Source organism: Marinagarivorans cellulosilyticus (assembly GCF_021655555.1).
Taxonomy (GTDB): Bacteria; Pseudomonadota; Gammaproteobacteria; order Pseudomonadales; family Cellvibrionaceae; genus Marinagarivorans; species Marinagarivorans cellulosilyticus.
The window spans coordinates 969708-983269 of record NZ_AP023086.1 but is presented as its reverse complement, the minus strand read 5'-3'; the positions used below and the strand labels follow the sequence as shown (position 1 = coordinate 983269).

General features: G+C 44.4%; 12 protein-coding genes. 2 read left to right on the top strand and 10 right to left on the bottom strand.

Annotated elements, in window-relative coordinates; all coding sequences use genetic code 11:
- Positions 1–195: 195 nt before the first annotated feature.
- From MARGE09_RS03870 to urtA, 7 genes are all read right to left on the bottom strand, one after another.
- On the bottom strand, positions 196–543 hold the full coding sequence (locus tag MARGE09_RS03870; protein ID WP_236986042.1) for a zinc ribbon domain-containing protein: 348 nt from the start codon (positions 541–543) through the stop codon (positions 196–198).
- A gap of 71 nt (positions 544–614) precedes the next feature.
- Positions 615–1847 (bottom strand): formamidase, encoded by a 1233-nt coding sequence (fmdA, locus tag MARGE09_RS03865; RefSeq protein ID WP_236986041.1) that lies wholly within the window; start codon positions 1845–1847, stop codon positions 615–617.
- Positions 1848–1892: 45 nt separating this feature from the next.
- Positions 1893–2582 (bottom strand): urea ABC transporter ATP-binding subunit UrtE, encoded by a 690-nt coding sequence (gene urtE, locus MARGE09_RS03860; RefSeq protein ID WP_236986040.1) that lies wholly within the window; start codon positions 2580–2582, stop codon positions 1893–1895.
- A gap of 49 nt (positions 2583–2631) precedes the next feature.
- The gene (gene urtD, locus MARGE09_RS03855; RefSeq protein ID WP_236986039.1) at positions 2632–3378 is read right to left on the bottom strand and encodes an urea ABC transporter ATP-binding protein UrtD; all 747 of its coding nucleotides are present in this window, start codon (positions 3376–3378) and stop codon (positions 2632–2634) included.
- Between the two features lie 56 nt (positions 3379–3434).
- On the bottom strand, positions 3435–4589 hold the full coding sequence (gene urtC, locus MARGE09_RS03850) for an urea ABC transporter permease subunit UrtC (RefSeq protein ID WP_236986038.1): 1155 nt from the start codon (positions 4587–4589) through the stop codon (positions 3435–3437).
- 61 nt (positions 4590–4650) lie between these two features.
- A complete protein-coding gene (gene urtB, locus MARGE09_RS03845) occupies positions 4651–5574 on the bottom strand; it encodes an urea ABC transporter permease subunit UrtB (RefSeq protein ID WP_236986037.1) in 924 nt (307 codons plus the stop codon).
- Positions 5575–5677: 103 nt separating this feature from the next.
- Positions 5678–6844, bottom strand: coding sequence for an urea ABC transporter substrate-binding protein (gene urtA, locus MARGE09_RS03840; protein ID WP_420828111.1), 1167 nt, complete (start codon positions 6842–6844; stop codon positions 5678–5680).
- 484 nt (positions 6845–7328) lie between these two features.
- Here urtA and MARGE09_RS03835 point away from each other — a divergent pair, with 484 nt between their 5' ends.
- Positions 7329–10823 (top strand): ATP-binding protein, encoded by a 3495-nt coding sequence (locus tag MARGE09_RS03835; protein WP_236986035.1) that lies wholly within the window; start codon positions 7329–7331, stop codon positions 10821–10823.
- Complete coding sequence (locus MARGE09_RS03830) at positions 10801–11826, top strand: DNA-binding response regulator (RefSeq protein WP_236986034.1); 1026 nt, start codon at positions 10801–10803, stop codon at positions 11824–11826. Before MARGE09_RS03835 ends, MARGE09_RS03830 begins: the two co-directional genes overlap by 23 nt.
- 13 nt (positions 11827–11839) lie before the next feature.
- Here the strand turns inward: MARGE09_RS03830 and MARGE09_RS03825 are convergent, their stop codons facing one another.
- The 3 genes from MARGE09_RS03825 to MARGE09_RS03815 form a co-directional block, all read right to left on the bottom strand.
- On the bottom strand, positions 11840–11992 hold the full coding sequence (locus MARGE09_RS03825) for a hypothetical protein (protein ID WP_236986033.1): 153 nt from the start codon (positions 11990–11992) through the stop codon (positions 11840–11842).
- A 50-nt stretch (positions 11993–12042) separates the two neighbouring features.
- Positions 12043–12582: a manganese efflux pump MntP gene (locus tag MARGE09_RS03820; RefSeq protein WP_236986032.1), complete on the bottom strand. Its 540-nt coding sequence runs from the start codon at positions 12580–12582 to the stop codon at positions 12043–12045.
- Positions 12583–12656: 74 nt separating this feature from the next.
- On the bottom strand, positions 12657–13475 hold the full coding sequence (locus tag MARGE09_RS03815; RefSeq protein WP_236986031.1) for a hypothetical protein: 819 nt from the start codon (positions 13473–13475) through the stop codon (positions 12657–12659).
- Positions 13476–13562 lie beyond the last annotated feature (87 nt).

Sequence of the window (13562 nt, the reverse complement as noted above, 5' to 3'; positions counted from 1 at the left end):
GGGGGCACCTCTAAAAATAGTAATTTTTGTGTGAGAGCAAGGAAGCACCGCCCGGAGAACCGCAGTTTACGCGGTGTAAATGAGGACTCGAGGACGAAGCTAATGTCCATGGATGGACTGAATACAGGTTTTGCAGGAGCAAAAAACTGTAAGCCGCTATCGCGGAAAAAGTGCATTTTTAGAGGAGCCCTGGGGTCAATGGCTAATCATCCAAGGCCGCATAGAGGGGAACATTTTCTCCCCTTGCGCGGTATACATTAATTTTCGCCCGCGCTTATTACTACAGCCACAACCATTTTTGTGCTCGTGGTCTTGCTCACGACGCTCTAACGTTGAATATACAGGCTCGTTCTGGGCTTTCTCATTGGTGGCGAAAGCTTTCTTTTTTTCTTTCGGCATATCCAAAAGTTCAGGCGCCAAGCAAATAACACGCGCGGCTAAAGCATTACAATGGGGGCAAGGCTTAGGCTGATGAGACTCGTCCATAGTCGCTAATTCAAAAAACAAACCATGCTCTTTACACTTATAATCGTACACGGGCATAACAATTACTCCATAAAGACAATAACTGAGGGCCATAGTAGGCCCCCGGTAATCAATTGATCGAATCCGAACTATTCTTTATCGGGCGACAATGGTATATCCACACCCGGCGCCACCGATTGCGTTGGTCCATCGGCATTGGGCTGTACATCAAAATCAAAAATATCCGTCGGCAACCAAAGTGTTGCGCAAGCATTGGGAATATCTACCACACCACTAATGTGCCCTTGCACCGGTGCCGTACCTAAAATAGCGTAAGCTTGCGCTTTTGAATAACCAAATTTAGTAAGGTATTCAATGGCATTTAAACAGGCTTGGCGATAAGCAATATGAACATCTAAATAATGCTGTTTGCCATACTCATCAACAGAAATACCCTCAAAAATAAGGTAATCATCGTACTTCGGAGTAATAGGGCTAGGTTTAAATATCGGGTTTTTAATGCCGTATTTTGACATTCCCCCTTTAATTAAATTCACGCGCATGTGAATCCAGCCGGCCATTTCAATGGCGCCACAGAAGGTGATTTCCCCGTCGCCTTGGCTAAAATGTAAATCACCTACCGACAAGCCACCGCCATCAACGTAAACCGGAAAATAAACTTTAGAACCACGAGACAAATCTTTAATATCACAGTTACCGCCATGTTCTCTAGGTGGCACCGTTCGCGCGCCTTCGGCCGCAGCCTTATCGCGGTCGTCCCCTGTCATAGTGCCCATATGGGCGGTGTCGCCATATGGCAGCGTTGCTAGCGGTGGCGTGCGATCCGGCTCGGTATCAAATAGTCCCTTTTCCCGAGTATTCCATTCTTCTAGCATTTCTTTTGACGGTAAGCAGCCTATTAAACCTGGGTGAATTAAACCTGCAAACTCAACTCCAGGAATATGGCGCGAGGAGGTAAACATGCCTTTAAAATCCCAAATGGACTTTTGGGCTTCTGGGAAATGCTCGGTTAAAAACCCACCGCCGTTTTTCTTCGAGAAAAAACCATTAAACCCCCACTGGCTATCATCAAAGGCACCAATATCAAGAATGTCCACCACGAGTAAATCACCAGGTTCTGCGCCCTCCACGCCAACAGGGCCAGACAAAAAGTGAACCTGCGACAAATCAACATCGCGTACATCGTCCGCACAATCATTGTCTGCAATCTGGCCACCGGTCCAGTCGTAACACTCAATAATAAAATCGTCGCCCGGTTTAACCGTTTCGACCATGGGGATATCAGGGTGCCAACGGTTGTGGATTTTTTCGTTATCGTAAGGTGATTGCTTTAAATCAACTTTAATAATCGTCTCTGTCATAGCCCATTCTCCGGTTATTTGTAGTGCACAATAAAATATTAAAAATCAAACCGATAGGTACTTCTTAATCTTATCGGTATCAACATCATCCCTTAAGTCTTCATGTATAAAATTGCCCTTATCAATCACAATAATGCGATCTGCAACGGCCATGGTAAAACTCAACACTTGCTCCGAAACAATAATCGTAATATCACGTATTTTTTTGATTTCATTAAGCACATTGGCAATATCTTTGATAATTGAGGGTTGAATACCTTCTGTAGGTTCGTCAAGTAATAAAACCTTAGGGTTTGTAACCAACGCCCTCGCAATTGCCAACTGTTGCTGCTGCCCACCCGATAAATTTCCACCTTTGCGGTGGCGCATATCGCGCAACACGGGAAATAAAGCATATATTTCTTCGGGTATTTTTTTAGTTTTTGAGACCTCCATACCCGTTTCAATATTTTCCTGCACGGTTAGAGTCGGAAAAATCATGCGCCCTTGGGGTACATAGGCAATGCCATTTTCAACACGCTGATAACTTTCATTTTTTGTAACATCTACGCCATCTACAGCAATAGAGCCTTCGGACATGGGTAGTATGCCAATTAAAGATTTAAACAGCGTTGTCTTACCCATACCGTTACGCCCCATAATGGCTAGGGTTTCATTCTGTGGTACAGAAAAGTTCAAACCATGAATCACTTCACTTTGGCCATAACAAACTTTTAAATTATCGACATCCAACATAAATTCACCTTAATACTTTGCACAAAAAGCCCTTCTATTAAGCCCGTTGCTAATGGCCTAAATATACCTCTACTACTTTAGGGTCGTGCTGAACCTTATGCATATCACCAGCAGCTAAAATTTTACCCTGATGTAGCACCGTAACCTTATGGGCAATGCGCTCGACGAACTCCATATCGTGCTCAATAACTAATACCGATCGCCCTTGACTAATTTTATTGAGAAGCACCGCCGTTTGCTCTCGCTCTTTTACGCTCATACCTGCCACCGGTTCATCTAACATTAATAGCTGAGGATCTTGAATAAGCAACATACCAATTTCCAGCCACTGCTTTTGCCCGTGGCTTAATAAGCCTGCAGGCATATCCAAGGCATCATCCAGCATAATTTCGTTAGCGATTTCGTGAATTTTTTCCATCACTTTAGGTGTACGCTTAAACAATAAAGAGCCGAATATCCCCCTGCCTTCGGGGTAAGAAACTTCCAAGTTTTCCAGCACCGTTAAGTTTTCATAAATAGAAGGGGTTTGAAATTTTCTACCAACGCCCGCCCGCACTATTTCATGCTCCGGCTTTTTCGTAAGCTCAACATTTAAAAATTTAATGCTGCCTGAAGTTGCTTTGGTTTTACCGCAAATCAAATCAAGTACGGTTGTTTTACCCGCACCGTTTGGGCCAATAACAACATGCAGCTCGTTTTTATCGATATAAAGGTTTAAATCATCAACCGCTTTAAAGCCATCAAACGAGACCGTTAAACCTTCTATTGCCAGCGTAAAATCTGTTGTTGTACTCATAGTTTTCTCCAATACAGTAGGTTATCTATAATTTAGCCAATCAAATTACAACTAACCTAACCAACATCTTCACTTAGCTTAACTGCGCCTCTCGCTGCAGGGCCTTTAATCAAGCTGGATTTTAAGCGCGCCAACGGCCCAGTGATGTAATGGCTATAGCTCTGCCAAATACCAGCCAAGCCATTAGGGAAAAACATAACAACAGCAATAAATAGTCCGCCCATCAAGAATAGCCACAACTGGGGAAACGATTCGGAAAATGTCGTTTTACCAAAGTTAATGAGTAAGGTGCCGTAAATTGCCCCGATTAAAGACATGCGACCACCAACAGCGCAAAAAATTACCATTTCAATTGAAGGTACAATGCCAACAAATGAAGGGGACATAAAACCAACCTGCAGTGTAAACATTGCGCCGCCAATAGCCGAAAACATAGCCGCAATACAAAATATAAAGATTTTAAAATTGGACACGTCGTAACCCGAAAAACGCACCCGATCTTCTTTGTCACGCATGGCAAGTAACAAACTGCCAAATTTACTGGTTAGAATAAAACGACCTACTACAACCACTGCAAGCAATAAAAAGCAGCATACATAATAGAAGATCATTTTCGCGCTATCAGAGGTTATATCCCAACCGTGTAAAGTACGTAAATCGGTGATGCCATTAATGCCCCCAATAAACCCCTGCTGCCCCACAATTAGAACCGTTAAAATCACTGCAATAACCTGGGTAATAATCGCGAAATAAACTCCACCGACGCGTCGCTTGAACATAGCTGCACCAATAAGGTAAGCAAATACAGCCGGCACAACCAAGATTGCGATCAATGTAAAAGTAAAGCTTTCAAAAGGCACCCAAAACCAGGGCAATTCCGTTAACTGATTCCAATCCATAAAATCAGGAATACCTGGCGTAGACTGAATAGCGGTATTTTCTGGTGACGAGGCCTCTAACTTTAAAAACATCGCCATGGCGTAGCCGCCTAAGCCAAAAAATATACCCTGCCCTAAACTAAGAATTCCCCCGTACCCCCACAGTAAGACCAAGCTTACAGCAGGAAAAGCATAGGTTAGGTACTTACCCACTAAATTCAGACGGAACACATCTAAAAACAGTGGAAACACTAGAAGTATTAATACTGCGAGAATAACAAAACCTGTAAAACCAGCTTTGCCTCCCATTAATTTTTCATACACAAAATTCATACATGTCTCCAACTATTTCTTAGACAAGCGCTCTAGTTAAATTACAACTGGCAAGCAGCGATTAACGGCGAACCTTGCTAGCAAACAGTCCTTCTGGCTTGAACATTAAAATAAGAACCAACGCTAACAAGGTATAGACTTTTGCCATTGAGCCACTAATAAAGAATTCCAAAATGGATTGTGCTTGAGCAATTGAGAAGGCCGATGCAATAGTGCCAAACAGGCTCGCTGCACCACCAAAAACAACAACCATAAAAGTATCAACAATATATAAAGAACCTGTTGTTGGCCCTGTTGAAGCAATCGTGGTAAATGCAGCGCCTGCAATGCCTGCAATGCCACACCCCAAAGCAAAGGTATAGCGATCAACCTTTTTAGTATTGATGCCCACAGCGCCACTCATAATGCGGTTTTGGGTAGTAGCGCGTACTTTTAAACCCCAGCTGGATTTAAATAAAAGATAAAATACACCCAGCGTCACCACGGCTGTTAAGCCCAATACAAACATGCCATTAATGGGGATATCGATCATCTCTGTAGGCTGATAAGAACCCAGCAACCAATCAGGCAAGGTAGGGCTTACTTCGCGCGCACCAAATATCGAGCGAAAAGACTGCTGCATAATCAGGCTTAAGCCCCAAGTTGCAAGCAATGTATCGAGCGGCCGTTTATAAAGGTGCCTAATCAGAGCAAACTCGGCAAAATAGCCAAGCACCCCGGCCAAGAAAAAAGATGCAATAATTGCAATAAAGAAGTAATACGGCATTAATGCCGGCGTATGAGATTCTACAAGCACAGAAATAAGGTAAGTGGTATAAGCGCCCACGGCCATAAATTCGCCGTGAGCCATATTAATAACCCCCATTTGACCAAAAATAATAGCCAAGCCCAAAGCCATCAATAAAAGAACGCTAAATAAACTAATACCAGCAAAACCTTGCATGGCTAGAATGGCACCTAGCTCACTGTAGGTATATTCGCTCATGGCGATGCCTCCAATACGATTAAGTTAACGCGAAATTTTAGTAGCATTAAAATTACAGCGCGGACGTTAACAAGCGAGCATCCCTACTCGCTTAGCGTAATGCCTATTGGTAACCTTCAGGGAATGGGTTTGGCTCAATTAATTCCGATGTATATACAACCGTTGCTTGACCGTCCTTATTCCATTCCCCTACACGCGCCTTGCTCCACAAGTGATGATTTTTGTGTAATTTCACGTAACCTTCAGGGGCTGTTGTCAGCTCTATATCGCCCTCCTCAGAGGCAGCAACGACTTTATCCACATCAAAAGACCCGGCTTTTTCTACAGCCGCTTTCCACAACCAAGGCCCTAAATAAGCCGCTTGCGTCACATCACCAATCACACTATCTTCGCCCCACATTTCTTTAAAGGCTTTAACAAAGGCTTTGTTGTTAGGGTTATCTTGGCTTTGGAAATATTTCATGATGGAATAAAAGCCTTCAAGGTTTTCACCACCAATGCCTAGCACCTCATCTTCTGTAACAGAAATCGTCAACAAGGTTTGCTTTTTAGAGGTAATGCCTGCTGCCTTTAACTGCTTAAACCAAGCCACGTTGCTACCACCAACAACAGCGGCATAAATCACATCGGGTTTCTTCAAGCGGATTTTATTAATGACTGAGCCAAACTGTGTATTGCCTAAAGGCTTATATTCTTCACCGACGACCTTGCCGCCCAAAACATTTTCAATGTGTTTGCGCGCAATTTTCATAGAGGTGCGCGGCCAAATGTAGTCGGAACCAATAAGGTAGAAGGTTTTAGCTTTTTTCTCTTTGGCCACCCAGTTAAGGCCATCCAAAATTTGCTGCGTTGCTTCTTGGCCGGTATAAATTACATTCTTCGATTGCTCTAAACCCTCATAGAATGTTGGGTAATAAAGCAAGCCATTTTCCTTTTCAAAAACCGGAAGTGCAGCCTTGCGTGATGCCGATGTCCAGCAACCAAATACAGCTGCGACTTTATCTTTTACTAATAATTTTCGCGATTTTTCTGCAAATGTTGGCCAGTCGCTTGCCCCATCCTCTTGGATAATCTCAATTTTTCGACCAAGAATACCGCCCATATCATTTATCTGTTTAATGGCTAATTTTTCGGCTTCTTGCGCTCCGGTTTCGCTAATAGCCATTGTGCCGGTTAGTGAGTGAAGAATTCCAACCGTCACGGTATCGTCTGTTACAGCCAGCCCCGTTGTATTAACTTCGGCACTACTCACCTGCGCCGAGAAGCCCATGCACACGCTCAACGTGGTTAATGCTGCTGCGTATTTAAGACTTCGATGCGTAAAACCCCATTTTAATTTCATAGCAAACCTCTGATCACTCGTGTATGGAAAGACAAAAGCGCCTCTGCAAACGCTTTTGTCTTTAATGCCTTCGTCTGAACGCACGAGCATTATTGGTTCTCAGGCCCCAAAACCCTATGAGTCAATTGGAGTACAGCACTACGTCATTTGACGTAGTGCTGTACTCCATAGTTGGCACCAAAATCGCTACACAGCAAAGAATAGAAATAAATAAAGGAAGAAAGATATTAGCGGCCGGAAAACGCCTACCAAAACCCTACGATGTAAATATGGGCATCTCTAAAAATGCACTTTTTCCGCGATAGCAGCGTCAGCTCCGTCCTCGAGTCCTCATTTACACCGCGTAAACTGCGGCTCTCTGGGCGGTGCTTCCTTGCTCTCACACAAAAATTACTATTTTAGAGGTGCCCATATGATGAATCCCAAACAATCGGTTTTTAGAGTAAGGCGCAGTTATAACCAATGGGTCAATAACCAAACGCTAGAAGACTACGCACTACGCTTTACAGCCAAGGCTGCACGCCGGTTTTCTTTGGGGCAAATTGCGAGCACCGCCTTAGGTAGCATTTCATTTTTAGCCCTAGAAGCCATTGGCGCTGCCATTACATTAAACTATGGTTTTTACAACGCTTTTTGGGCGATTATCATTGTTAGCACTATCATTTTTTTACTGGCCATCCCCATTTGTTTTCACGCTGCCAAATCAGGCCTTGATATTGATTTACTCACTAGGGGCGCGGGGTTTGGCTATATTGGCTCGACAATTACTTCCCTAATCTATGCCTCTTTTACCTTTATCTTCTTTGCCTTAGAAACCGCCATTATGGCAGCCGCCTTAAAGTGGGTATTTGGTGTACCGCTGTTTATCGGCTATGTAATTTGCGCACTAATTGTTATTCCTTTAGTCACACATGGCATCACCTTTATTAGCCGTTTTCAGCGTGCCACCCAACTGATATGGATGGCATTACAAATCATTCCAATAGCCGTTATTTTAGTACGTTTCCCAGAATTTATTGCCGAGTGGACAAATTTTGCAGGCATAGAAAACAGTATGGCGGCATCACTCAGTGCGCACCAATTCGGTGCCGCATGTGCGGTTATATTTGCTTTGGTGGCTCAAATTGGGGAGCAAGTAGACTATCTGCGCTTTATGCCAAATAAGACTAAAGCCAATCAACGGCGCTGGTGGTTAACACTGTTTAGCGCAGGCCCTGGCTGGGCATTATTAGGGGCGGTAAAAATGTTGATTGGCTCATTGCTGGCCACCATTGCATTCGGCCAGGGGGTTTCGCTTGAAAACTCAGCCGACCCTACCCGTATGTACGCTATTGCTTTTAACTATGTTATTCCATTACCGGAAGCGTCTTTGTTTGTGGCTGCATTTTTTGTGATTCTTTCACAACTTAAAATCAATGTTACCAATGCATATGCTGGCTCCATTGCGTGGTCTAATTTTTTCTCCCGTTTAACTCACAGTCACCCAGGGCGGGTTGTTTGGCTGGTATTTAATGTAGCCATTGCTTTAGTACTTATGGAACTCGGCATTTATCAAGCCTTTGAGCATATTCTTGGCGGTTATGCACTACTCGCCATAGCATGGCTTGGTGCATTGGTAGGCGACTTAGCCATTAATAAACCGCTAGGGCTTAGCCCAAAGCGCATTGAATTTATGCGCGCTTATTTATATGCCATTAATCCTGTAGGCGTTATTTCCATGCTTGGTGCCGGTATAGTCGGCGCTTTATGCTATACCGGTATACTCGGCGAAAACGCTAAAGCTTTTGCACATTTTTTCACGCTACTCACAGCACTTACACTTGCGCCAGTTATCGCCATTTTAACGCGCTCTAAATATTACATTGCCCGCAAAAACTCCATTATTGTTAGTAGCCGCGAAACAACATCGGAATCTAGCCCAATAAAAATGGCGACTAACGCGATACACACCACCGAGCATACTTGCTGCATTTGTGAAAACAGTTACGAGCCTGAAGATATCGCACAATGCCCCGCTTATGAGGGCCATATTTGCTCGCTATGCTGTTCGCTAGATGCGCGCTGTGACGATATTTGCAAACCCTCGGAACAAACTTTTGAAGACACCCTTAAACGCATAAAGCACTTTTTACCCGATTCGCTCGCCGAATTAATTAGCGCAAGGCTTTTACAGTTTTTGGGGCTTATGCTATTTGCCATGCTAATCAGCGGTTCTCTTTTGGCGGTTATTTATGTGAATGCTTCACAACAGGGTACCGCATTGCACGCTGTGCGCGAGGCAACTGCTACAGCGCTTATTCAAACATTTTTTGTTTTGCAAATTGCTTTAGGCGTTGTGGCATGGCTTTTTGTATTAGCCAACAATAGCCGTCGGGTAGCCATTGAAGAAACCCGCATTCAAACCCAACGCCTAATGGACGAGATCACCGCGCACGACGAAACAGACAAAAAGCTACAACAAGCCAAAGAACTCGCAGAAGCTGCAAATAATGCCAAAAGCCGTTATTTAACCGGCTTAAGCCACGAACTTCGCACGCCACTGAATTCCGTTTTGGGGTATGCTCAATTACTAGAGCAAGACAGTCACCTAGCGCGGGACCATCAACGTCAAATCGCTGTAATTAAACGCAGCGGCGAACACCTAGCCGACTTAATTGAAGGGTTGTTAGATATATCTAAAATTGAAGCCGGCCGTTTAGATATTCACCGTAATAAAGTCGCGATTAAAGACCTAATAGACCAACTAGGTTACATGTTCGAGCCACAAGCCCAGGCAAAAGGTTTATCTTTTTCGTTGCGCTATACAACCGCCATGCCCAAATATGTGATTACTGACGAAAAGCGACTGCGCCAAATTTTGATCAATTTATTATCTAATGCCGTAAAATACACCAACGAAGGCAGTATTGAATTTACTGTGCGCTACCGCAACCAAGTCGCTGAGTTTTGCATTAAAGACACCGGCATTGGTATTCCAGCTTCCGAATACGAACGCATATTTAAACCTTTTGAGCGCGTGCGCTTACCCGGCGTACCACAAGTAACCGGCACAGGATTAGGTTTAACGATTACTCGCTTACTGATCGACATAATGGGTGGCGAGCTGCGACTAGAGCCCAATAAAAAATCAACTATTAATAAGCAGTATATTTCGGGAACGGTATTTACAGTATCGCTGATGCTATCATCGGCAGATCACCACACCCCTGAAAGCGCGCCCTCTAAGATAATTACAGGCTTCGAGGGCGGCACCAAAAAACTACTGATATTAGACGACGATCCGTTTCATCGCGGCTTAGTTTTTGAAACACTAACGCCACTTGGCTTTACGGTATTTGAAGCGCCGGACATAGAAACAGCGCAACAAAAAATTGACCTACCAACAATAGACCTTTTTATTCTAGACGTTAACCTACCTGATAGCAGCGGCTGGAGTTTTGCCACCAGCCTACGGGAAGAAGGCATTAAAGCGCCAATATTAATGGTCTCTGCCGATGCCGATGAGGGCCAGCACCTACCTAACGAGCCCCATAACGGCTACATTATTAAACCGATTAAAATTTCAGACCTACTCGATAAATTACAAGCTTTATTAGGCCTCACCTGGGTACACCAAAGCGCCAACATGCCGCCGATTAATCACAGCTTTCAAAATACGAACAATGCAAGGGCGCCTATTCCATTAACCGCACCCTTAGCAAATACTTTTGACGACATGCTCGCAATCCTAAAAATAGCTTACGACCATGCCGACAGTGGCAATTTAAATGGCCTCCAACAACATCTAAAAACATTGCCTAGCACATCACTATTAAGCGACTTGCAACCATTTTTAGATACCTTTGACTTACCTAAAATCACCGCTTATTTGGAGCAAAAAATCCATGAATGCCAAGCCAAGCAGTGACACCATCCTTGTTGTCGATGATTCACCAGAAACGTTATCCCTAATTAATGACACCCTAGAGCAGGTTGGGCTAACCTGCCTTGTGGCACTAGACCCCAAGCAGGGCCTACACATTGCGCAAAAAATGCAGCCCGACCTTATCTTGCTAGATGGTGTTATGCCTACGATGTCGGGGTTTGAATTTTGCCAAACCTGTAAAATCCAACCCGAACTTCGAGCCATCCCTATTATTTTTATGACGGGCATGAGCGATAGCGAAAGCATTGTAAAAGCGTTTTCTGCTGGCGGGATCGATTACGTTACCAAGCCTATAGACACTCAAGCCCTAGTCGCACGCATTCGCGTTCACCTTGCAACGGCCAAAATCATTCGCAGCGCACAGTCGGCATTAGATCAAGCCGGGCAACATATTTTTGCAGTCGATAGAAGCGGGAAACTGCTCTGGCAAACACCACAAGTTCAAGAAAGCCTAGAGCGTTATAATATTTCGCAAGCTAGCGGCCCCACAGATTGGCTAAGCACAACATTTTGGCCTGCGGTGGAGCGGTGGATTTGTGAACTAGATAGGAACACACAAGAAACATACAGCACGCACGCCGGTACTGTAAAAAGCGCCGCTTTGGGGAATAGTTCGCTGAACTTACATATCAACGGGCAGCATCTGCACTTAGATATTCTGTTAGGTGGCGGCGCACTTGGAACCAACCCAGCGCCCTTTCAAAAAACGCCAGGGGAAGCTAACGCTAACGAAATACTTATTCGCCTACATGCAAATAATGACCGGGACGACAACCATATTTTAATGAATGCATTTGGCTTGTCGCAGCGTGAATCCGATGTGCTTATTTGGATTGCACGCGGCAAAACCAATCGAGAAATGGGACACATTTTGGGTATTAGCCCACGCACTATTAACAAGCACTTGGAGCAAGTGTTTAAAAAATTAGAGGTGGACAACCGCACCAATGCTGCAGCTAAAGCCATCCCTCTTTTGCGGCGTTAGTCAACGCCTGCAATTATTCCGCCGGTGTTTTTTGGTTTTGGCACTTTAGGGCTTCTATTTCTAGCTGTTTCATATCCTTTTTATAGCTAAGGTAAATAACAAAACCTGTAAAGCTCAAGCAAAAAATAACGCAAATACTCAAAAAAAACCAAAGGTTTACACTCATGCCCATCTCCAATCATTATCAGTAAAAAGTTTTACCACTTAAACAAGCCGTTAAAATATCAGTATTTTAAACCCTATTAAAATAAGGGTGATTCCGCCCAATAGCGCAGCTTTACGCTCTAACCACACGCCGCTTTTAGCCCCAACATAAACGCCAACCCAACTGAATAAAAAAGTCGTTAAGCCTATAATGGCACAAGACAAAAAGGGATCTACCGCCATTAATGTCAAGCTAAAACCTGCCGCCATGGCATCGATGCTTGTCGCTATCGCCAATACCAGCATCACTTTGTGGGTTATTTGGGTAATGTCTTCTTCGGCGCTTTCGGCAAAGGCTTCATAAATCATCTTGCTGCCGATAACAAACAACAAACCAAACGCAATCCATGCGGCATAACCCTCAACCCAGCCGAGTACTCCCCTCCCCCCTAAATACCCCACTAATGGCATAACGCCTTGAAAAACACCAAAATAAACGGCTGCTAACAAAGCTAAAAACTTCGTTTTACTCACATGCTTTGCACCCAAGCCTAGCGATACCGCAAAGGCATCCATACTCAGCGCAATAGCTAATACAACAACTTCCGGCATTCAATTAATCCTAGTTTCAGGCGTAATTACAAAAAGAGCACATACCAGTAATGCAGGCCCGATTATAGTGCGAACTAACGAGCGTAAACCCAGTTACTGCCGCGCGCATCGCAAGTAATAAAGTTATTGCCAATAACCTGGCAAGCCGATAAAGGCGGGGCTTTTTTTCCTCGGTGCTGCTTTGCCACCGCCATCGCGCTTTTGTCTTTTTTCAGGTAGTCGTACATCACACCAAATCGCTTTACAAAGTCTTGCTGCTGTTGCTGTGCTTCGTCAAAAATATAATAAAATTTACTGTAAGACAAAGTCGTACCGGCCAAACCAATGGTATGCATTTTAGTTAAATAGAGGCTATAAGCGTGCTGTAAATAATTGTGTAATTCCAGATTAGAACTGTAATTAGGGACAGCTGGAAATACCAAGGTGTTTGATGCCGCCAAAGCCGTAGGGCTAAGCGATTGATTGCCACGGTTATCCAACAAACGATAATACGCATTGCCACATTGAATAGCACCTGCGGAAATTGTGCAGCCCTTTAAATTTGAAGGCACACTAGGCTTATTAGCCGAAGAGGCCGGCGCCTTGGCTGCTGGCCTTTTGGCGGTTGCTTTAGCGCTTGATTTTGGCTTAGGCGCCACGGCCTTAGCCGCTGCAGGCAAGTTTAAGCCTGCTCGCTTTGCTGGCCGCTTAAGCAACAACCGCTGGGTAGCCGGCGGGTTGCGCCTAAAATCATCAAAGCTCGGCAGGCCTGCACCCTCGCCTTGAGCAACCACATCGCAATAGAGTTTTTCGAGCGGCGAATTCACCGCCACGGTGCAAGCCAGCGCTGAAGAGGCGAAACTACCTGCCGCCACAATGATCGAGCCTGCCAACCACTTGCGTATAAATTGCACACACAAAACGGCACCTTGGCACCCTATGGCCACACAATAACGGTTATCTGCCTTTTTTCTCTGTTTATGCATTACGCTCGAATCGAC